20 protein-coding genes and 1 pseudogene are annotated in these 19,616 nt (G+C 75.3%); 7 read left to right on the top strand and 14 right to left on the bottom strand.

All coding sequences use genetic code 11. The features are described from left to right. Positions 1-5: 5 nt before the first annotated feature. On the bottom strand, positions 6-1,193 hold the full coding sequence (locus AC6JBM_RS12840; protein ID WP_497983829.1) for an LCP family protein: 1,188 nt from the start codon (positions 1,191-1,193) through the stop codon (positions 6-8). A 104-nt stretch (positions 1,194-1,297) separates the two neighbouring features. On the opposite strand from AC6JBM_RS12840, the gene AC6JBM_RS12845 reads away from it, so the two are divergent. The 3 genes from AC6JBM_RS12845 (at position 1,298) to AC6JBM_RS12855 (ending at position 4,663) form a co-directional block, all read left to right on the top strand. Continuing rightward, positions 1,298-2,152: a hypothetical protein gene (locus tag AC6JBM_RS12845; RefSeq protein ID WP_497983830.1), complete on the top strand. Its 855-nt coding sequence runs from the start codon at positions 1,298-1,300 to the stop codon at positions 2,150-2,152. 81 nt (positions 2,153-2,233) lie between these two features. Next, entirely contained in the window at positions 2,234-3,250 is a 1,017-nt protein-coding gene (locus AC6JBM_RS12850; RefSeq protein WP_497983831.1) for a serine hydrolase, read from the top strand. A gap of 27 nt (positions 3,251-3,277) precedes the next feature. Beyond that, complete coding sequence (locus AC6JBM_RS12855; protein WP_497983832.1) at positions 3,278-4,663, top strand: MFS transporter; 1,386 nt, start codon at positions 3,278-3,280, stop codon at positions 4,661-4,663. A gap of 14 nt (positions 4,664-4,677) precedes the next feature. On the opposite strand, the gene AC6JBM_RS12860 is transcribed toward AC6JBM_RS12855, so the two are convergent. Together AC6JBM_RS12860 and AC6JBM_RS12865 are read right to left on the bottom strand one after the other, a co-directional pair. Next, positions 4,678-5,340 (bottom strand): SDR family NAD(P)-dependent oxidoreductase, encoded by a 663-nt coding sequence (locus tag AC6JBM_RS12860; protein ID WP_497986450.1) that lies wholly within the window; start codon positions 5,338-5,340, stop codon positions 4,678-4,680. Continuing rightward, positions 5,337-6,023: a GOLPH3/VPS74 family protein gene (locus AC6JBM_RS12865; RefSeq protein WP_497983833.1), complete on the bottom strand. Its 687-nt coding sequence runs from the start codon at positions 6,021-6,023 to the stop codon at positions 5,337-5,339. Before AC6JBM_RS12865 ends, AC6JBM_RS12860 begins: the two co-directional genes overlap by 4 nt. Before the next feature lie 39 nt (positions 6,024-6,062). On the opposite strand from AC6JBM_RS12865, the gene AC6JBM_RS12870 reads away from it, so the two are divergent. Further along, complete coding sequence (locus AC6JBM_RS12870; protein ID WP_497983834.1) at positions 6,063-6,608, top strand: RBBP9/YdeN family alpha/beta hydrolase; 546 nt, start codon at positions 6,063-6,065, stop codon at positions 6,606-6,608. Here AC6JBM_RS12870 and AC6JBM_RS12875 read toward each other — a convergent pair whose 3' ends face one another. Then, the gene (locus AC6JBM_RS12875; protein ID WP_497983835.1) at positions 6,609-6,758 is read right to left on the bottom strand and encodes a hypothetical protein; all 150 of its coding nucleotides are present in this window, start codon (positions 6,756-6,758) and stop codon (positions 6,609-6,611) included. Between the two features lie 77 nt (positions 6,759-6,835). On the opposite strand from AC6JBM_RS12875, the gene AC6JBM_RS12880 reads away from it, so the two are divergent. Beyond that, the gene (locus AC6JBM_RS12880; RefSeq protein WP_497983836.1) at positions 6,836-7,417 is read left to right on the top strand and encodes a hypothetical protein; all 582 of its coding nucleotides are present in this window, start codon (positions 6,836-6,838) and stop codon (positions 7,415-7,417) included. Positions 7,418-7,704: 287 nt separating this feature from the next. On the opposite strand, the pseudogene AC6JBM_RS12885 reads toward AC6JBM_RS12880, so the two are convergent. Then, a pseudogene (locus AC6JBM_RS12885) lies at positions 7,705-8,121 on the bottom strand (IS607 family transposase); the annotation flags it as partial. On the opposite strand from AC6JBM_RS12885, the gene AC6JBM_RS12890 reads away from it, so the two are divergent. Together AC6JBM_RS12890 and AC6JBM_RS12895 are read left to right on the top strand one after the other, a co-directional pair. Then, a complete protein-coding gene (locus AC6JBM_RS12890; protein ID WP_497983837.1) occupies positions 8,105-8,719 on the top strand; it encodes a glycoside hydrolase family 15 protein in 615 nt (204 codons plus the stop codon). The pseudogene AC6JBM_RS12885 and the gene AC6JBM_RS12890 overlap by 17 nt on opposite strands. A gap of 41 nt (positions 8,720-8,760) precedes the next feature. Then, positions 8,761-9,477, top strand: coding sequence for a type 1 glutamine amidotransferase domain-containing protein (locus AC6JBM_RS12895; RefSeq protein WP_497983838.1), 717 nt, complete (start codon positions 8,761-8,763; stop codon positions 9,475-9,477). 120 nt (positions 9,478-9,597) lie between these two features. Here AC6JBM_RS12895 and AC6JBM_RS12900 read toward each other — a convergent pair whose 3' ends face one another. The 9 genes from AC6JBM_RS12900 to AC6JBM_RS12940 are packed head-to-tail and all read right to left on the bottom strand — an operon-like array spanning position 9,598 to position 19,614. Next, a complete protein-coding gene (locus AC6JBM_RS12900) occupies positions 9,598-10,908 on the bottom strand; it encodes a nitrosuccinate lyase (RefSeq protein ID WP_497983839.1) in 1,311 nt (436 codons plus the stop codon). Continuing rightward, a complete protein-coding gene (locus AC6JBM_RS12905) occupies positions 10,905-12,824 on the bottom strand; it encodes an FAD/NAD(P)-binding protein (protein ID WP_497983840.1) in 1,920 nt (639 codons plus the stop codon). The genes AC6JBM_RS12900 and AC6JBM_RS12905 overlap by 4 nt, the downstream gene beginning before the upstream one ends. Then, positions 12,821-13,987, bottom strand: a complete 1,167-nt coding sequence (locus AC6JBM_RS12910; protein WP_497983841.1) for an FAD-dependent monooxygenase — start codon at positions 13,985-13,987, stop codon at positions 12,821-12,823. The genes AC6JBM_RS12905 and AC6JBM_RS12910 overlap by 4 nt, the downstream gene beginning before the upstream one ends. Beyond that, entirely contained in the window at positions 13,984-15,543 is a 1,560-nt protein-coding gene (locus AC6JBM_RS12915) for a class I adenylate-forming enzyme family protein (RefSeq protein ID WP_497983842.1), read from the bottom strand. The genes AC6JBM_RS12910 and AC6JBM_RS12915 overlap by 4 nt, the downstream gene beginning before the upstream one ends. 9 nt (positions 15,544-15,552) lie before the next feature. After that, positions 15,553-16,083 carry an SRPBCC family protein gene (locus AC6JBM_RS12920; RefSeq protein ID WP_497983843.1) on the bottom strand — a complete coding sequence of 177 codons (531 nt, stop codon included), beginning with the start codon at positions 16,081-16,083 and terminating at the stop codon, positions 15,553-15,555. 60 nt (positions 16,084-16,143) lie between these two features. Then, positions 16,144-16,989 (bottom strand): NAD(P)H-binding protein, encoded by an 846-nt coding sequence (locus AC6JBM_RS12925; protein WP_497983844.1) that lies wholly within the window; start codon positions 16,987-16,989, stop codon positions 16,144-16,146. A gap of 11 nt (positions 16,990-17,000) precedes the next feature. Continuing rightward, positions 17,001-18,131 carry an acyltransferase family protein gene (locus AC6JBM_RS12930; protein WP_497983845.1) on the bottom strand — a complete coding sequence of 377 codons (1,131 nt, stop codon included), beginning with the start codon at positions 18,129-18,131 and terminating at the stop codon, positions 17,001-17,003. Then, entirely contained in the window at positions 18,128-18,550 is a 423-nt protein-coding gene (locus AC6JBM_RS12935; RefSeq protein ID WP_497983846.1) for an LLM class flavin-dependent oxidoreductase, read from the bottom strand. The genes AC6JBM_RS12930 and AC6JBM_RS12935 overlap by 4 nt, the downstream gene beginning before the upstream one ends. Beyond that, positions 18,547-19,614, bottom strand: coding sequence for an LLM class flavin-dependent oxidoreductase (locus tag AC6JBM_RS12940; RefSeq protein WP_497983847.1), 1,068 nt, complete (start codon positions 19,612-19,614; stop codon positions 18,547-18,549). Before AC6JBM_RS12940 ends, AC6JBM_RS12935 begins: the two co-directional genes overlap by 4 nt. Positions 19,615-19,616 lie beyond the last annotated feature (2 nt).

Consider the following 19,616-nt stretch of genomic DNA (forward strand, 5'->3'; position numbering starts at 1 on the left):
CGCGGTCAGCTGGGCGCGACCAGGTCCAGGTGGCCCGCGACGAAGGCCTGGACCCGCTCGGTGCGGACCGCCTCGAGCAGGTCCAGCGTCGTCTGGTCGAGGGTCTCGGCGTTGGACACGCCCGGCGCGTTGTTGAAGGTGCCGTTGTTCGTCTTGATCGTGAGCAGGTCGTCGGCGCCGATGCCGCGCATCGCGTAGAGCCAGTCGGCCAGGTCGATGCCGCCGCTGTCGATGGTCATCGCCTTGCCCACGACCCGCAGGACGTCGTTGAGCCGGCCCGGGTCGGTGAGCACGTCGGAGCTGAGGATCTTCTTGAACAGCGCCTTGAGGAACTGCTGCTGGTGGCGCTGCCGGTCGTAGTCGCTGTTGGGCAGCAGCTCGCGCTGGCGGACGTAGTCGAGGGCCTGCCAGGGCTCGAGGTGCTGGTAGCCGACGTGGTACACCTGCGGCGTCACGCCCGGCACCGCGGACAGGCCCTGGCCGCCGTCGGAGCGCGTGAACTGCCGGAACGGCACCGCGTACTCCCCGTTGGCGGTGTGGCCGATGTGCACCGAGGTCGTCTCCTCGTCGACGTACATGTCGACGCCCCCGAGCACCTCGACGACCTGCTGGAAGCCGGTGAAGTCGACGATCGCGGCGCCGTCGAAGGTGATGCCCCACAGCGACTTGATGGTCAGCGCGAGCAGCTCGACGGCGTGGGCGCGCTGGCCGGCACCGGTGAGCCCGTCGCCGCCCCAGGCGTAGGCACCGTTGATCTTGTCGTGGCCGCCCTCGTACTGCTTCGCGCCGTTGTCGAACGGCGGGATCTTCACCCAGGTGTCGCGCGGGATCGACACCAGGTAGGCCTGGTCATGGCTGGCCGGGATGTGCAGGATGATGATCGAGTCCGCCCGCACCAGCTCGGCCGGGTCCTGGCCGGGGCGCGCGTCGACGCCGATGAGCAGGATGTTCTTGGCCCCCTTGACGTCGACGTGCCCGCGCTGCTCGGCCTGGCGCCCGCTGTCGCCGAGGAGGTTCTCCTGGGCGACGCTGCGGGTGGCGTACTTGAACAGCGCCTCCTTGCCCGCGAGCGCCCCGCCGGCCAGGAGCGTGAACACGAGCCCGAACGCGATGAGCAGCCGCGCCCATCTGGGATCCCGGCCGGGCAGGCGCTGGGCGCCGCGTCGGCGGGCGGGTGCATCCGGAGTGGTCACGGGCCGGCTCCTGCTGGTCAAGGGGGATTTCACTGTACAAGATCACTCGCCCAGGTTCCTCACGCTATTGACGGAATCGCACGCTCCCGCGTTGCATGGGCGTCGTGGGCACTACGGCACGGCGCATCGCCATCGGCGGCGGGGCCTCGGCGACCGCGCTGCTCGGGCTCGCGTACGCCACGACCACCGCGACGCTCGTGCTGGCGGCGGTCGCGCTCGCCGTCGCCGGGCTCGTCACGCTGGCGCCGGGTAAGGACCACGCCCCGCCGCGCCGGGACCGGCTGCTGTTCCCGCTCGCCGGTGCCGTCGCGCTCTCCTCGCTCGCCGCCATCTCGGTCGTCTGGGCGGCCGTCACGCCCGCGGGGCCGATCCCGTGCGTCGGGCCGTCCAGCACCGCCCGGTTCGCGCTCACCGCCGCGCTCGCCGCGCAGCTCGCGGCCGCGGTCGCGATCGGGCGCGCGGCGAACCGGGACCGCGGGGCGGCGTCGTGGCGGGCGTACCTGCGCCACAACCCGAGGATCCGCGCGTCCCTCGGCGTCGCCCTGCACCTGGCCGCGCCCGCCGCCACGCTCGCCGTGCTCGCCGGGGCGACCGCCTGCCACCTGAGCCACACCCGGCTGCTCGACACGGTTGCCGCCGGTACCGTCGCCGCCGCCATCGCCGCCGTCGACCTCGTCCTCGCGGCGCGCCTGGCCGGCCTGGTCACCCTCGCGCCGGCCCGGGCCGCGGACACCGACGGAATCGAGCTCGCGCTGCTGGCGGCCGACATCCGCTCGATCAGCCAGCTCAGCGTCGTGCACCTCGCGCACGACGAGCTCATGGTCACGGCGAGGGTGGGGGTGCCGGCCGGGGCCGACGTCGCCGCGGCGCTGCACGAGGCCCGCGCGCACATCCGCGACTTCGTGCCGATCGCCCGGCACATCTACCTGCAGCCCGAGAGCCCCGAGAGCGTGGGCTGAACGCATTCGACGGCTTGAATGCCGCGGCCGAACCGCATAACCTGCCCGGGAGTTGACAAATCTGACAAACGGGGAGGATGCATGGCGATGGGCATGAGCCGCCGGGCGGCGCTGGCGGCGAGCGCCGGGGCGACCGCGGCGCTGGTCGCGGGCGGGACGGCCGCCGCGGCGCCGGCGAAGGAGGACGACCTGGCGAAGCTGCCGCCGGCCGAGAAGATCCGGCGGGTCTACGCGCGGCAGAAGGCGAAGGCCGGCGGCACCTGGTACTCGCACGTCACGCGGGTCAACGCCGCGGGCGCGATGGAGAACGTGATCGAGGACGACGCCGATCACGTCGTCAACGGGTACAGCGTGCAGAAGCTGGCCGTCGCGACCGCCGTCATGGACAAGGTCGACCGGGGCCAGCTCACCCTCGGGCAGAAGCTGGACCTGCAGGCCGACATCATCCTCGGCGGCAGCGGGATCTACTTCCTGCACACCGTCTGGGGCGACGACATCACCGTGGCGAACTTCCTCACCGCGATGCTGCTCGTGTCCGACAACACGGCCGTGCGCATGTGCGGCCGGGTGGTCCCGGCGCTGGAGATCAACGACATCCTCGCGGCCAAGGGGTTCGTGCACACCCGGGTCGAGCCGGTGGCCAACCCGAACCGGTTCTTTCTCGGCACCACCACCCCGCACGAGATCACCAACCTGCTGACCCGCCTGGCCAACGGGACGCTGCTGTCGGCGGGCTCGTGCGCGTTCCTGCTCAGCATCCTGCGGTGGATCAACGGCTACCACGACGGCATCCGCCGCGGCATGTCCTCGGAGGAGCGCAGCCGGGTGGCGACCAAGTACGGCGCCGACTTCAACACGCTCGGCGCGGCCCGGCACGAGGCCGGCGTCATGTTCGGCGCGGACGGCTCCCCGGCGCTGGTCTACGGGTTCTTCGCCGAGGGCCTGGGCGACCTCGACAACTACGGCGCGACCCACCCGGCGGTCGAGGCGCACGCGGTGCTCGGCCGCACGATGTTCGACACCATCCAGAGCACCACGAGCGCGGCCGCCCGCACGAAGACCGTGATGCCCAAGTTCCAGCCCAACAATGGCGGCTAATCCTATCGAGTTGATATAGTATCGGCCATGCCGCACCGCGCCGTCCTGCTCGTCTGTCTCGGCGCGGGCTTCACCACACTGCTCGACCAGTCCGTCCTCACGATCGTCGTGCCCGCGCTGCGCGAGTCGCTCGGCGCGGGCCCGGCGGCGCTGCAGTGGATCGTGGCCGGCTACTCGCTCTCCTTCGGCCTGGCCCTGGTCCCGGCCGGCCGGATCGGCGACGTGGCCGGGCGGCGCCGGCTGTTCGTCGGCGGCCTCGCGCTGTTCGCGGCCGGGGCCGTCGTCGCCGGCACCGCCGACGAGGCCTGGCTGGTGGCCGGCGCCCGGCTCGCCCAGGGCGTCGGCGCCGGCACGGTCAACCCGCAGATCATCGGCCTGTTCCAGGACCTGTTCACGGGCCGGGACCGGGCGCGGGCGCTGGCCGCGTACGCCGCGGTCGGCGGGCTCGCCGCCACGCTGGGCCCGCCGGTCGGCGGCCTGGTGCTGGAGCTGACCGGCCCCGACCTCGGCCGGCGGCTGGTCCTGCTGCTGAACCTGCCCTTCGCGCTCGCCATGCTCCCGCTCGCGGCCCGCCACCTGCCCGCCGCGCGCCGCCCGGACCACCGCACCGACCTCGACCCGCTCGGGCTGGCCCTCCTGGCCGCCGCGATCCTGGCCCTGGTCCTCCCGCTGACCGGCACCGCGGGCGGCTGGCGCTGGCTGCTCGCCGCGGCCGTCGCGGGCACCGCGTTCGTCCTGTGGGAGCGCCGCTACGCCGCGAGCGGGCGGACCGCGGTCCTGCTCCCGGAGCTGATGCGCAGCCGGGGGTACGTCCTGGGCACGCTCGTGGCCATGTGCTACTTCGGCGCCACGCTGGCCCTGGGCCTGGCACTGTCGCTCTTCCTGCAGCACGGCCTCGGCTACGACCCGCTGATCACGGCCGCCCTGACGCTGCCCGGCGCGGTGGGCTTCGCCGCGGCCTCCTTCCTCAGCACCGCCGTGGTGACCCGCTACGGCCGCGCGGGCGTGACGGCCGCCCTGGGCGTCGCGGCCGCGAGCGTGGCCGCGGAGGCGGCGGCCGTGCGCCTCCTGCCCGTCGGCGGGGTCGTGCTCGCGCTGGCGCTCGCGCAGCTCGTGACGGGCGCGGCCGGTGGCCTGGTCAACGCGCCGAACCAGGCCCTGACGCTCGGCCACGCCCCGCCGGGCGCGAACGGCCTGAGCGCCGCGGTGCTGCAACTGTCGCAGCGGCTGGCCGCGGGCGTGTCGGTCGCGGCGGTGACGGGCGTGGTGCTGGCCGCGCCCGCGAGCCTGGCGGGCCACCGGACGGCCCTGCTGCACGCCGCCCTGATCTGCCTCGGCCTGATCGTGCTGGCCCTGGCGTTCGCCCTCGCTGACCGGGCCGCGCCCGCGCGCGTGCGGCCGGCGCGGACGTGAGGCTCGGCCGGGGCTCACCAGTCGAGCTCGGGGCCGTCCAGCGAGAGGTACCGCGGCGATCGCGGATCGGGGCTGTCGAGCAGGTCGGCGAGGCGGGCCGCGGCCAGCTCGGGCGGGGTCGTCGCGCCGGCCGCGCCCATGGCCGTGGTCAGGCTCCCCGGGTGCACCGCCCAGCAGCGGACCCGGCCGGCGAGCTCGTTCGCCAGCGCGATCGTGAGCATGTTCTGGGCGGCCTTGGCGATGCGGTACGCATAACTGGTGCTCCGCCCGGCGAACTCGCCCGCGGCCTGCGCGCGCAGCGACCCGAGCCGCGACGAGACGTTCACGACGAGCGGCGCCGGCGCGGCGGTCAGGCGGGGCAGCAGCGCCTGCACGAGCCGGAGCGGCCCGGCGACGTTGACGTCGACCGCGTGCAGGATCGACTCCGGATCGCACTCGGCGAGGGGCCGGCCCGGCGCGCCGACACCGGCGTTGTTGACCAGCGCGTCGACCGGCCGCCCGCCGATCGCGGCCAGCAGCTCGGCCCCGACCGGCTCGCGCACGTCCTGCACGACGCTCGCCCCGCCCGTCCTGGTGCGCGAGCAGCCGACCACGTCCCATCCGCGCTCGGCGAGCACGTCCACGAGCGCCGCCCCGAGCCCCCGCCCGGCGCCCGTGACGACGGCGAGGCGGCTCAGCTGATCGCGGCGGTCGTCGCCGCCGAGGTGGCCGCGGTGATCGCGGCCGTCGACCCGATCACGGCCTGGATGCGCCGGACCGTCTGCTGCACGGCATCGGCGGCCCGGTTGCCCGCGGTGATCGCGTTCAAGCGCGCCTGCAGCTCCTCCTTGGGCCGGCCCGGGAACACCTCCTCCGCGAGCCCGCTCACCTGCACGAGCCCGATCAGCGCGGCGGCGCGGGAGGGCACCTCGCCGTGCCCGTCCCCGTCGATGGCCGCCGTCAGCTCGGCGCGCACCGCGGTCTCGGCGGCCGGTTGCGCACCCGTCGCCGACGCGAACCGGGTGCGCGGGAACACCCACAGCACGCGGTCCTGCTCCTTGCGCAGCACGCCCGCCTCGACCTGGCGGTCGAGCACCTTGGCCCGCAGCCCGTCGGCGAGCGGCTGAATCCAGGCGTCGGCCTTGCGCGGCTTCTCCCCGGCCGCGATGCGGGCCAGCGCCTCGTCCGCCACCGGGTCGCCCGTCGGCGTCGCATCGCGCACCGTGACCCGGTCCTCGGCGATGTCGACGCGGCCGGCGAGGGCCAGGTCGAGCAGGACCGCCCCGGCGAGCCCGTAGTTCAGGCGCAGGTCGCCGATCGGGTTCTTGCCGTGGTCGTCGAGCGCGAGCAGCAGGAAGTCGTCAGCCAGGCCGTTGTTCATGGTCCCACGGTAGCGTTGCCCGGCACTACGCTCGGCGCCATGACTCGGTTCCTGCTGGTGCCCGGCCGCGGCCGGCCATACCCGGAACACTGGTCGCGCCGCTGGGCCGAGGACTACCCGGAGTTCTCCTGGGCGCCGGAACCGCCGGGCCCGCCGTACGTCGCCGAGGACCGCGTCGCCGCGCTGGACGCCGCGATCGGGTCCTGCGATGAGCCGGCCGTGCTGGTCGCGCACAGCGGCGGATGCCTGACGGTCGCGATCTGGGCGAGCCGGCACACCGGGCCCGTGCGCGCCGCGATGCTGGTCACGCCGCCGTGGCTGGACCCGGAGTGGGACGGGCCCAGCCCGGACTTCGTCTGCGGCCCGGTGCCCCGCGACCCGCTGCCGTTCCCGGCGCTCGTGGTCGCGAGCCGCAACGACCCCGCGGCGACCTTCGAGCAGGCCGCGGGGCTCGCCCGCGACTGGGGCGCGGAGCTCTTCGACGCCGGCCCCGTTGGCCATCTGGACTCCAAGACCGGCTTCGGGCCGTGGCCGGAGGGCGAGCGCCTGGCCCGCGCGCTCGCCGCCCGAGCCGGGTCGGCCTGACTACTCCGGCCGGGTCTCGCCCGCGTCGTGGTAGGTCTTGGGGTCGCCGCCCACGACCGTCGCCGCTGAGGCCGGCGCGGCATCGTCCCGGGCCACGATCGGCGCACCCACCACCAGCAGTGCGAACAGGACCGCCATCAAGCGACGCATCTCGTCCTCCTTGGAGCATCGACGCCCGCGACTGTAGCGGCTGCCCGCGCCCGCCGTTGCCCCGTAAGATCCCGGCCGTGCCGATCGACCTTCGCCGCCTGACGGCCGCGGCCCTGCTGACGTGTGCCCTGTCCGCCTGCTCGTCCCCGCCCACGCTGACGGGCTCCGCACGGCCCGCCGCCGACACCACCTCGGCGAGCCCGGCCGTCGAATCGCCGGCCCCGCCGCCCGCCTCGGCATCGGGCAAGCCGGCCCCGGCGAAGTCCGCGAAGCCCACGGCCACCCGGACCACGACGGCGCCCGCGACCTCCGGCGCGCGCGTCGCGCGGGTCAAGCTGGACGTGATCAAAAACCTGATCGTGACCTGTCAGCCGACCGTGCTCATCGTGATCAACTACGAGGTGGCGATCGGCGCGCGGGGAGCGGCGACCGTCAAGGTCCAGATCCACTCGACGGACGGCAACGACCCGGCGCCGTACGTCCACAAGATTGCCGACGGGAAGGGCGAGTTGATCACCAGCACCGTCAGCGTGCCGATCAAGACCGACGCGCAGCACCTCCATCGCAAGGTCGAGTTCTGGGCCGAGACCCTCGAACCGAGCCGGATGACCTCGGCGCGCTCGACGCTCAGCATCGTGTGCAACTACTTCACGCCCTGAGCGGCTGTTTGCGGGCGGACTCGTGCAGTTTCAACCGGCCCAGCCGCGGGAGCACGACGTGCATGCGGTCCGGCTCGACTTCAACCGCGGAAACCCGACCGGCCGCCCCGCCCGTCTCCCGGTTCGGGAGTCGGCCCAGTCCAGCACGGCCTTGACCTTCACGAGCGCCCAGTTGTGCGCAACCCGGGCCGCCCCAGCGTGCGCCAGGACATCCCGCACCTGACCTGAGGTCAGGTCAAGCGCGAACCGGTACGCCTGGACGGTCTTCACACCGGGTCGCTTCCGGTTGCGGCTTCGACGTACTCGGCGCCGAAGCGGGCGAACCGACCACGGTGCTCGACCACGATCGTCGACACGACCGGGTCGCGCAGCAGCGAGGAACGTCTTGCGATGCCCGTTCAATGCGGAGCCGACCTCGGTCACCACGCGGTCCACGCCGAGCTTCCGGCCGGTGGCCCACACCGCGACCCGAGCGACCTGCCGGTCCAGATCGGCCTGCTGATCGGCCGACGAAACCCGGGCATAGACCACGGTCTGCCCGGGCTCGCCGCGCAGACCGGTGACCGGCTCCCCGACCATGATCAGCCGACCGATCCGGCGGGTGGGAACGGGCAATGTCCCGGCCGCGTACCGCCGCCGAGCGTTGATGCCGCGACGCCGGTCGACGTCGCCCATTCCTTCAGATTCGTGCACTCGAAGCTGATGGCCTGGGTCGCGGCCGACCGCGCGGTCAAGGCCACCGAGGAGTTCGACCTCGACGGCCCGGTGGAGCGCTGGACCGAGCCGCGCGAGGCGATCCGGGCCGAGATCCTGCGGAAGCGGTACGACCCCGGGCGGCGTACGTTCACGCAGTACTACGGCTCCGAGGAGCTCGACGCGGCGATGCTCATGGTCCCGCTGGTCGGGTTCCCGCCGGCGACCGACGAGCGCGTGGCCGGCACCGTCGCCGCGATCGAGGCGCACCTCATGGAGGACGGCTTCGTCCAGCGGTACACCCGGCACGAGGACTCTGATGTCGACGGGCTGCCGCCGGGCGAGGGCGCGTTCCTGGCCTGCACCTTCTGGCTCGCCGACAACTACGCGCTCATGGGCCGCCACGACGAGGCCCGGGAGACGTTCGAGCGGCTGCTGGCCCTGCGCAACGACGTCGGACTGCTCTCGGAGGAGTACGACACCCAAGAGAAGCGCCTCGTGGGCAACTTCCCGCAGGCGTTCAGCCACGTGCCGCTCATCGACACCGCCCGGACCCTGTCCAGCGCCCTGGCCGCGAACGAGGCGCGGGCGGCGGAAGGACTCAAATAGGGCTACGCCCGCTCACTCCCGCGGTGCGCACCCTTGGCGGCATGGCGAAGATCCTGTTCGTGCTCACGGGGGCGAGCTACTGGACGCTGCGCGACGGCACCCGGCACCCGACCGGCTACTGGGCGGAGGAGTTCGCGGCGCCGTACCGCGCCGTGACCGGGTCCGGCCACACCGTCGAGGTCGCGACCCCGGGCGGCGTGGTCCCGCACGTCGACGCGATGAGCCTGCGCCCGTCGATGGCGGGCGGGGAGCAGGCGGCCCTGGACCAGGAGGGCGTGCTGCGCGCGGCCGAGGAGCTGCGCCGCCCGCTGCGACTGGCCGACGCCCGCCTGGAGGACTACGACGCCGTGTACTACCCCGGCGGCCACGGCCCGATGCAGGACCTGTGGGACGACGCCGACTCGGGCCGCCTGCTGACCGCGGCCCTGGCGTCCGGCAAGCCGCTCGCGATCGTCTGCCACGCCCCGGCCGCGATGCTGGCGACCCGGCGCCACGGCGAGTCCCCGTTCGCGGGCTACCGCGTGACGGCGTACACCAACGACGAGGAGAACGCGGTCGGCCTGGCCGCGCGCGCCCGCTGGCTCGTGGAGGACGAGCTGGTCACCCTCGGCGTGCACTTCGAGCGCGGCGAGATCTGGAAGCCCTACGTCGTCGTGGACCGCAACCTCTTCACCGGCCAGAACCCGGCCTCGGCCGCGCCGCTGGCCGCCGAGCTGCTCAAGGCCCTCGACGCTGCCACCACCGGCGCTTCCGGGTGAGATCGAGCCCGACGGCGGCCCCGTAGGCGACGACGTCGTCCTCGGGGCCGTCGCGATGATCCCCATGCCCCGAACGCTACGGGCAGGATCACGGCGGGGTCGCCGACTTCACCACACTGCTCACTCCAGCGCGGTGCCGGCGAGGTGGGCGGCCGCGCCGAGACAGCCGGCCGGGTCGCACAGGGTCTCCAGCTCGGCCGGGGTCAGGTGCTCCAGCAGCAGCGGGTGCCCGGTCAGCGGCTCGTCCGACGCGGTCGCCTCGGCGACGAGCCGGCGCGCCGCGGATCGGCCCAGCAGCGGGGTCAGCGCCGCCGACAGGCGCTCCGAGGCGATGTGGCCGCCGGTGCGGGACAGGTTCTCCCGCATGCGGGCCGGGTCCGGGCGCAGCCCCTCGGCGAGCAGGGCCGCGGTGTGGGCCGCGCCGCCGGCCAGGCGCAGGGCCTCGCGCAGCAGGAGCCACTCCGCGTGCCAGCCGCCCGCGGAGCGCTCGTCCTCGGCGAGCAGCGCCTGGGTCAGGCCGGTCGCGAGGGCGGGGACCTGCAGGGCGGCGCTGCGCACGAGGGTGGCCAGCACCGGGTTCTGCTTGTGCGGCATCGCCGACGAGACGCCGCCCGGGGGCTCGCTCACCTCACCGATCTCGGTGCGGGCCAGGGTCAGCACGTCCACCGCGAACTTGCCCAGCGCGCCCGTCGTGAACGCCAGCGCCGCGCCCAGGTCGGCGACCGGCGTGCGCAGGGCGTGCCAGGGCAGGCGCTGGCGGGCCAGGCCGGTCTCGTCGGCGAAGGCGGTCACCAGCGCGTCGGCGAAGGATGCCTCGCGGTCGGTCAGGTAGCCGGCCAGCGTGCCGGCCGCGCCGCCGAGCGACACCGGGAGGCCGCCGTCGAGCAGGCGGGCGAGGCGCGCGTCGGCGTCCAGGACGAGGCCGCGCCAGCCGGCCGCCTTCAGCCCGAACGTCGTCGGCACCGCCTGCAGGGCCAGGGTCCGGCCCGCGATCGGGGTGTCCCGATGCGCGAGCGCCAGCCCGGCCAGCGCCGCCGCGGTCCGGGCCAGGTCCGCGCGGATCAGGTCCAGCACCCGGCTCGCGACCAGCATCGCGCCCGTGTCCAGGATGTCCTGGCTGGTGGAGCCGCGGTGCACGTACTCGGCGGCGGGCGGATCCAGCTCGGCGACCCGTGCGGCGAGCGCCTGGACGAGGCCGACGACCGGGTTCGCGGTCCGCCGGGCGGCCAGGGCCAGGGCCCGCACGTCGAACAGGGCGGCCTGGGCGGTGCGCGTGATGACGGCCGCGGCCTGCGGGGGCACGGTGCCGAGCCGGGCCTGGGCGCGGGCGAGCGCGGCCTCGGCGTCGAGCATCGCCTGCAGCCACGCGCGGTCGGACACGAGCTCCTCCACGGGCGTGCCGGCGCTGACCGGACTCAGCAACCCGCTCATACGACCACCCCCGAGATCGACGGGGCCGGCTTCGGCGCCGGGGCGGGGCCGAGTCCGCGCACGGCGGCCGCGATGGCGTCGGCGTCCCCGACGGTCACCGAGTCGACGCCGGGGCGGATGCCCGCGGCCGTGACCCAGTGCACCGACTCGGTCGGCACGCCGTAGGCGAAGCGGCGCGGGTGCGCCTGGCCGTGGCCGTCGACGATGCGGTAGGGCCGCTCGGTCACCGCCAGGCCGCCGGTGACGTAGTCGCCGCCGTCGGAGCACGGGATGCGGTACGGCCGGCACTGCTCGGTGTCGAGCATGTGGCGCAGCAGCGGGTCGCCGGTGCGGCGCAGGTCGACGTCGTGCAGCCGGGCCTCGATGAGCGCCGCGGCCCGCACGGGCTCGCCGGGCACGGCCGCGGACACGGCCACGAACGCGGGGTCGGCGGTGTCGGCCAGGATCTGCGTGCCCGGGCCGGTGAGCGTCACGATCCCGCTCTCGATCAGCGCGCCGAGCTCCTCGATCCGCGACGCGGGCGGGCCGATCGACAGGAACGCGTTGAACGGGGTGTACCAGGCGGTGAGCTCGTCGCGGTAGGAGGCGCCGTCCAGGCCCCCGTGGTCGACGACGAGCCGCACCTCGTTGCGCAGGTCCCGCAGCACGTCCAGCGCGGCCTTCAGCGGGCCGCCGACGTTGCCCTGCCGGGCCTGCCGCACGTCCTGGGCGAGGTGTTCGAGCACCCAGGCGGTGAACTCGGCGCGGCCCGCGAACCGGCGCCGGCCGGCCGGGCGGGCCAGCTGCTCCCAGTCCCAGCGCTCGGCCGGCTCGACGCCGAGCTCGTCGAGCGCCGCGCGGGGGTCGGCGAGGTACCGGGCGGCGAACGCGGCCGGGTCGGGCAGGCCGAGCAGCGTCGTGTAGTACACCGTCTCCACCTCGGCGGCGATGAGCGGCCACACGTCGCGCCCGAAGCGCAGCGTGCCGCGGCGCAGCCGGAGCTCGTCGACGACGGCGGGCGTGAGCACCCGGGGCGTGTGCCGGCCGGACGCGCCCTTCTGGTTCTCGCCGCGCGCGTGGGACGGCACCCCGCGGCGGGAGGTCGCGAAGATCAGCGGCTCCTCGCCGCTGGGCCGGTAGCGCAGCCGGTCGCCGTGGCGCTCGAAGCGGCCGCCCCGGCCCGCGGTGAGCAGGGCGACGTAGTCGAAGAAGTTCAGGCCGAGGCCCCGCACGAGGACCGGGGCGGCGGGCGCGAGCACGGAGAGGTCGACGTCGGCCGGGTTGGCCTGGGTCAGGTAGACGAGCCGGTGCACGCGCGCCAGGCTCGCCGTGCGGGCCTGGGCCGGCGGCAGCTGGGCGGGCACGTGGCCCTGGGCGAGCACCACCGCGTCGAGCCGGTGCAGCCGCGTGCCGTCCTCGAGGCGCACGCCCTGCGGCCCGCCGGGCAGGCCGCTGGTGTCCGCGATCGCGACCGCGCGGGAGCGGTGCACCCGGACCGTCACGTGCGCGGGCGCGGCGGCGGCGACGCGGGCGAAGCTGTCGGCGAGGTACCGGCCGTAGAGGGCGCGGCTGGGGTAGTCGTCGGGGCCGAGCCGGGAGGCCTCCGCCATGGTGTCGGGGTCCGCGTCGGCGAGCGGGCCGAGCAGGGCGAGCCCGTGGGCCCAGTCGTAGAGGCTCGGACCGGGCTCGACCGGCCCGGCGATGGCGACGCTGTCGTCGGTGTAGACCGTGATCTGCGCCGCCACCGTGTTGGTCAGCAGCAGCCGCGACTGCCCCGTGCGCCACACCGCGCCCGGCCCCGGCTCGCCGGGCTCGACCAGGTGGACGGTGACGGAGGCGAAGGCGGGGTCGTGGCGCTCCTGCGCGCACAGCCGCTCCAGCACGCACAGCCCGCGCGGCCCGCCGCCGACGATGCACAGCTCCAGGTGTCCGCTCATCGGGACGCTCCGATCCGCTCGGCGTGCATCCAGGCCACGGCGTCGTGCAGCTGCGTGGCCGTCATCGCCGCCAGGGCCGCGTTGCGCCGCGCCGCCGCGGCCCCGGCGGCGTGCCAGAGCCGGATGCTGTCGCGCGACGCCCGCTGCACGGCCGCGGTGCGCTCGAGCCGGCGCCGCTGGTACTCCAGCAGCCCGCCCGGCCCGTCGCCGAGCAGCCCGCCGAGCGTCACCGCGTCCTCGAGGGCCTGGCAGGCCCCCTGCGCCGCGTAGTGCAGCATCGGGTGGGCCGCGTCGCCGAGCAGGGTGACCCGCCCGTCGGTCCATCCCGGCACCGGGTCGCGGTCGACGAGCACCCAGGAGCGCCAGTCGCGGCCCAGCTCCAGCAGGTGCCGTGCGGCGGGCAGCGCGGCGAGCTCGGCCCGCACGTGCGCGGCGGTCGCGGGGCGGCCGGCGAACGGACGCGGGGCGCCGTCGTCGCGGCTGGCGGCGAGGTTCAGGTAGCGGCCGCCGGCGATCGGATAGTGCACGAAGTGGCACTTCGGCCCGCACCACCAGGTCACCGCGCGGGACTGCAGGTGCTCGGGGACCTCGTGCATGGGGATGATCGCGCGGTACACCGTGATGCCCGAGTTGCGCGGCGCGCCGTCGCCGACCAGGGCGGCCCGCACGGCGGAGTGGATGCCGTCGGCGCCGACGAGGGCCGCCCCGCCGACCCGCCCGCCGCCGGCCAGCAGCGCGGTGACGCCGGCCGCGTCCTGGTGGAAGCCCGCCACCGGGCTGGCCGCGCGCAGCGTGATGCCCGCGGTGTCGCGGCAGGCCTCCAGCAGCAGCCGGTACAGCTCGCCGCGGTGCACGACGACGTACGGGCTGCCGAAGCGGTCCCGGTAGCCCTCGCCCAGCGGCATGCTCGTCACGTGCTCGCCGGTCACGCCGTCCATGAACCGCAGCTCGTCGATCGGCGTGGCGACGGCCCGGGTCGCGGCGCCGAGGCCGAGCCGGTCGAGCGCGTGCAGGCCGTTCGGGGCGAGCTGGATGCCGGCGCCCAGCTCGGTGAAGGCGGCGCCGCGCTCCAGGACGGTGACCCGGTGCCCGTGCGCGGCCGCGGCGAGGGCGGTGGCGAGGCCGCCGATGCCGCCCCCGGCGACGATGACGTCCGTGCTCACGTCGCGGCCTCCAGCCGGCGGGCCAGCTCCAGTCGCTTGATCTTCGTCGTCGCGGTCTGCGGCAGGTCCGCGAGGCGCCACTGCACCGGCTCGGCCAGCGGCGGCAGCCCGGCGGCCGCGGCCCGCCAGGCGTCGCGGTCCAGCGGCCGGTCGTGCTTCGTGCACACGACCGGCACCGGGCGCCCGTCGCCGCCGGGGACGATGATGACCTCGGCGAGCTCGTCGAGCCGGGCGAAGAGGTGGTCCTCGGCGGCGAGCGTGCTGCCGAAGCCGGGTATCTCGTCGACCTCGCGGTCCAGCAGGTGCAGGCAGCCCCAGCGGGTGCGGTACCCGAGGTCGCCCATCCGCCACCACGAGCCGGTCCGCTGCCGCTCGTAGCGGCTGTCCTCGCCGAGGTAGGTCAGCACCCGCCCGTCGGTGCGCACCTCGATGAAGCCCGGCGAGCGCGCGCTGACCCGCCGCCCGTCGCGGCTCACCACCCGCACGCCGGTCATGCCGGGGAAGGGCACCCCGACGCAGCGGCCGTCGGCGTCCTCGCGGCGGTGCCGGGTGAACGCCCGCGCGACGACGGGGCCGACCTCGCTCTGGCCGTAGAGCTGGCCGAAGACGGGGAAGCGGTGGGCCGAGGCGGCGAGCATCCGGCGCACGGTGCGCGGGTGGATCGCGTCGAAGGTGCTGCTGAAGTACCGCACCGACGCCAGCGGCCGCCGCGGGTCGGCCGCGAGCTCCTCCCAGCGCATGAACGTGTTCGGGTGGGCCTCCAGCACGCCGGGGCGGACGTCGGCGAAGAGCTCGGCGGCGCGGGCCGGGTCGTCGTCGGCGAGCACGACGAGCGGGAAGCCCCGCAGCAGCGTGATCGCCAGCGCGGTGAACAGCCGCGAGTGGACGAACGACACGTGGATCGCGACCGGCCGGCGGCGGCGCACGAGCGCGGCGACGGAGGCCTGCGGGCGGTACCGCGCCTGCAGCGTCCGTCCGGTGTGGACGGCCAGCTTCGGCGTGCCGGTGGTGCCGGAGGTGTGCGTGACGAGGGCCGGGTGCTCGGGCGGGACGGTCACCGCGGCGATGCGCGGCACGTCGTCCAGCTCGGCCAGGGCGGTCGCGCCGGGGTGCTCGCCCTCGGCCAGCAGCACTCGCGCGGCGAGGTCGAAGACGGCCGCGGGCAGGTGGTCGCGCAGCTTCGCGGCGTCGGTGAGCAGGTAGGGGCGGTCGACCCGGCGGACCAGCTCGGCGACGGTGGCGCCGTCGAGCTTCGGCGACAGCAGCACCGGCACGGCCCCGGCGCGGGCGACGGCGAGGGCCAGCAGCGTGATGTCGAAGCCGTCGGACTTGTGCACCACGACGCGGTCGCCGGGGCGCACCCCGGCCGCCCACAGCCGGGAGGCGGTGCCGGCGACGAGGTCGGCGAGGGCCGCGACCGTCGTGCGCCGGCCCAGCCGCGGGGCGATCGCGAGCGGATGGTCGAGCACCACGGGGTTGTCCGGGTGCCGGGCCGCGGCCCGCTCCAGCAGCGTGCCGAGCCGGATGCCGCGGTTGCCGATGCGTTGCAGCAGCATGACGGCCCCCTACGCGTCCTTCTCGATGACGAGCCGGATGCGTTGCAGGGTGTCGGCCAGGTCGCCGGCGACCTTCTCACCCCACTCGGCGAAGAAGCGCGCCCGGGCGGTGTCGTCGAGGCCCGAGACGATCTTGCGGATGCCCTCGGTCGGCCGGCCCATCCGGAAGTGGTGCACGAGGGTCGTGCCCTCGCCGTCCGGGGCCAGCTCGAACGCCCAGATGCTGTCCTGGGCGGCGCCGGTGCTGTCGCGCATCGCCCACCGGAACGCCCGGCCCGGCTCGGCCGCGACGACCTCGGCCTCGGTGCTCCAGTCGCCGCGCACGACGGGCGCCCAGGCGACCACGTCCTCGGCGCGGCGGTTGTCGCCGCGGAAGACCGCGCCGACGGTGCCGGGCGCCCCGGCGACCCACCGGCCGCCGAGGCACTCGGAGCTCCACTCGCCGCTGCGCGGCAGATCACTGACGACGGCGTACACGCGCGCCGGGCTGGCGTTGACCCGCACCTCGGCGCGCGACTCGAACAGGGGATTGTCGGCCATGCATCCATCGTCGCCAGCGTGATCGATGCTGGTCAAAGCCGCGAATCCAGATCTGTCAGGTCAGAATTCGGCGGCGTGCTCGCGGGCCCACCGCGCGAACGTGCGCGCGGGCCGCCCGGTGATCCGCTCGACGAGGTCGTTCACCGCGTACGGCACCCCGTCGGTCGCGGCCCAGTAGCCGAGGGTCGCGTCCAGCACCCACTCCGGCACGATCTCGGCGTACACCCGCCGCGCCTGCTCCGGCGTGAGCTCCTCGATCCGGACGGGCCGGCCGATCGCCTCGGCGATCAGCTCGGCCTGGCGGCGCTGGGTCACCGACTCGGGGCCGGTGATGAGGTACCGCCCGCCCTCGTGCCCGGGCCGGGTGAGCGCCGCGGCGGCGACGGCGGCGATGTCGCGCTCGTGGATCGCGTCGCTGTGCGACTCCGGATAGGGGAAGCGCACCACGCCCTCGGCCCGGATGGAGGCCGCCCAGCCCCACAGCAGCACGTTGCTGGCGAAGTTGTCCGGCCGCAGGTACGTGGTCGCGAGCCCCGACGCGTCGAGCGCCCGCTCCACGGTCCGGTGCATGTCGGCGATCGCCCGGCGGGCCGGAATCCGGTCCAGCACCGTGTCGGACGACAGCAGCACCACGTGCTCGACGCCGGCCTCCCGCGCGGCCCCGGTGAAGTGCTCGACGCCCTGCGGCACCGCGTACAGGAACACCTTGCGCACGCCCTTGAGCGCGGCCGGCAACGAGTCCGGGTCGGTCAGGTCGGCGCGGACGGTCTCCACAGTGGACGGCAGCCGCAGCCGGTCCGGGTCGCGGCCGGTGGCCCGGACCGGCACACCCGCGGCGAGCAGCTCGTCGACGACGGCGCGGCCGACCCGGCCGCCGCCGCCGAACACGAGGACGGGAGTGGTCATCGGGAACCTCCTCAGTGGACCGGCTGCGGGGCCGGGGTCGCCGCGGCGGGGTCGCGCCGCGGGGCGGAGAAGCGGCGGGTGATCGGGCGCTCGAACCAGGTGTACAGCGCGGCCGCGGCGGCGGTCGCCACCAGCAGCTCGGCCAGGATGAGCCCGATCGCCGCCGGGGTCGGGAACGTGCGGCCCAGCAGGGTCCGGCCGCCGGTGATGACGATGAAGTGCAGCAGGTAGAACGCGAAGGAGACCTCACCGAGCCAGCGGGCCGGGCGGGCGGCGAACCAGGTCCCGCGGCCGCTCGCGTCGGCGCTCGCGGCCGCCGCCACGAGCAGGGCGATGGGCACGATGGTCACGGCGCGCTGGCCGTAGAGGTACGGCACGAACGAGGCCAGCGGCACCGAGACCGCCAGCAGCAGCGCCGACCAGCCCAGCCCGATGTCCCGCCACCGGCCGAGGGCGACGGCCCGGGCGACCAGGATGCCGAGCGCGAAGTCGAGCAGCCGGACGGGGGGCAGGAAGTAGGCGAACCAGTACTGCGACTCCGACGCCGCCCAGCCGCCCGGGACCCCGGGCGCGTCGGGCAGCAGCGCGTAGGCGAGCGCCGGGGTGGCCACGACACCGGCGACGGTGGCGGCGATCCAGTACTTCAGCCGCTCCGCCCGGATGCGGTTGACGAGCGGCAGCAGCAGCGGGAAGGCCGCGTAGAAGAACGCCTCGGTCCCCAGCGACCAGCTCGGCGGGTTGACGCTGAGGTTGGTGAAGAAGTCGGGCACCCAGACCTGGAGCATGAACAGGTTGAGCGTCGCCTGGCCGGCCGGGGTGTACGCGGCGGCGAAGACCACCATCGCCAGCACCCACGCGACCACGTAGTTGGGGTAGATCTTCACCAGCCGGCGGCGCCAGAACGCGCCCGGGGTGTCCCGCTCCCGTGCCGACCAGGTCAGCACGAAGCCGCTGAGCACGAAGAAGAAGGTGACGCCGAGCGCGCCGAGCTGGGCCGCGGCCGTCGCGTAGTGTGCGGCGAACGTCTGGTCCGTGAACAGCGTGGTGCTCGGCAGCTGCAGGGAGGCGTGGTACACGAACACGAGGAGCGCGGCCGGGAACCGCAGGCCGGTGAGCGAGGGGAGCCGGGCGGGGTGGGTCATCGGGCACCGTCTTCCACGATGGGGGGCCGGCCCTGGGGGCCGGGAGGCAGGCTGAACAGGCCGGCGATGTCGAAGTACGCGTCGCGGTGGCGGAACGAGCCCACGTCCGGCCGCGCCACGAACGTGCCGCCGGCGATGACGAGGTCGTCGGCGCGCCACGAGTCCAGCAGCGCGTGCACGGCGGTGACGAACGCCGCGGTCCGGGCCGGGTCGCCGGTCGGCCGCCAGCCGGCCCGGCCGCCGCTGAGGTGGTCCAGGCTGGCGAGCTTGCGGGCGATCTCGTAGGGCTCCCGGCCGTCGGTCGCGACCACGGCCACGAGCCGGGTCAGATCGTCGCGGCCGGCCACCGACGCGAGCACGGCGAACGGGTCCGGGCCGCCCGGGTCGTCAGGGTCGTCGTCCACCACGAACACGCTCATCGAACCGCCCCCAGGCCGAGGCGCGAGCGCAGCGTGCCGCCGCCGGGCGGGCGCAGCGCCCCGCGCCGGGCCAGCTCGGCCGGGAGGAGCCCCGCGATGGCGTCCAGGTCGTGCGGCAGCGCGCCGGGGCGCAGCCGGAAGCCGGTCACCCCGGCCTCCTGCCACTCGGCCAGCAGGTCGGCGAGCTCGGCGGGCGAGCCGGCGAAGACCAGCGTGTCGGTGTGGAAGACCTCGCCGGCGAGCTCGTCGAGCCGGTCCTTGCGGGCCTTGGCCGCCCCGGTGCCGGCGTCGAGGAAGACCACGAGGTCGCCGAAGATGTGCAGGGTCTCCCCGGCGCGCCCGGCCGCCCGCTGCGCCGCACGCACCTCCGCGACGATAGCGCGGACCCGGGCCGCGTCGAACGCGGTGATCCACACGACGTCGGCGGCGCGGGCCGCGAGCCGGTACGGGACCGTGGCGTGTGCGAGCACCATCACCGGCGGATGGCCCTGCGGCGGCGGGGCGGCGCTCCAGCGGCGCCGGACCGCCTCGACGTGGTCGCCGGCCTCGTCGAAGAGGGCGGCGAACACCGGCGCGATCTCGGGCCGGTCGATGTCGGCGAGGTCGAAGCGCGGCAGCGTGCGGCGGCCGAAGTGACCGGCCTCGTCGGCCCGGTTGGACGCCTGCGGCCGCCAGCCGGCGCGGCCGTCGCTGAGGCGGTCGAGGGTGGCCACGGCCCGCGCGGTGTCCTGCGGCCGGGTGTGCGTGACGGTCGCGGTCGGCACCAGGCCGATCCGGCTCGTCGCGGGCGCGGCGAGGGCCGCGACCTGCACCGCGTCGAGGCGCCCGCGGACCTGGTCGACGCGGCCGTCGGGGCCGTCGTACCGCGACGTCTGCAGCCCGAGCGAGTCCTCGATCGTGACGTAGTCCAGGCCGCCGTCCTCGGCGCGGCGGATCAGGTCGATCCAGTAGCCGGGGCGCAGCAGCTCACGGGGCCGGGCGTCCGGCCACCGCCAGGCGGCCGGGTGCCAGCCCGCGCCGTCGAGGGCGACGGCGAGATGTGGCGGGGGTGGTGCGGTGCCCACAC

The organism is Dactylosporangium thailandense, from assembly GCF_059739745.1.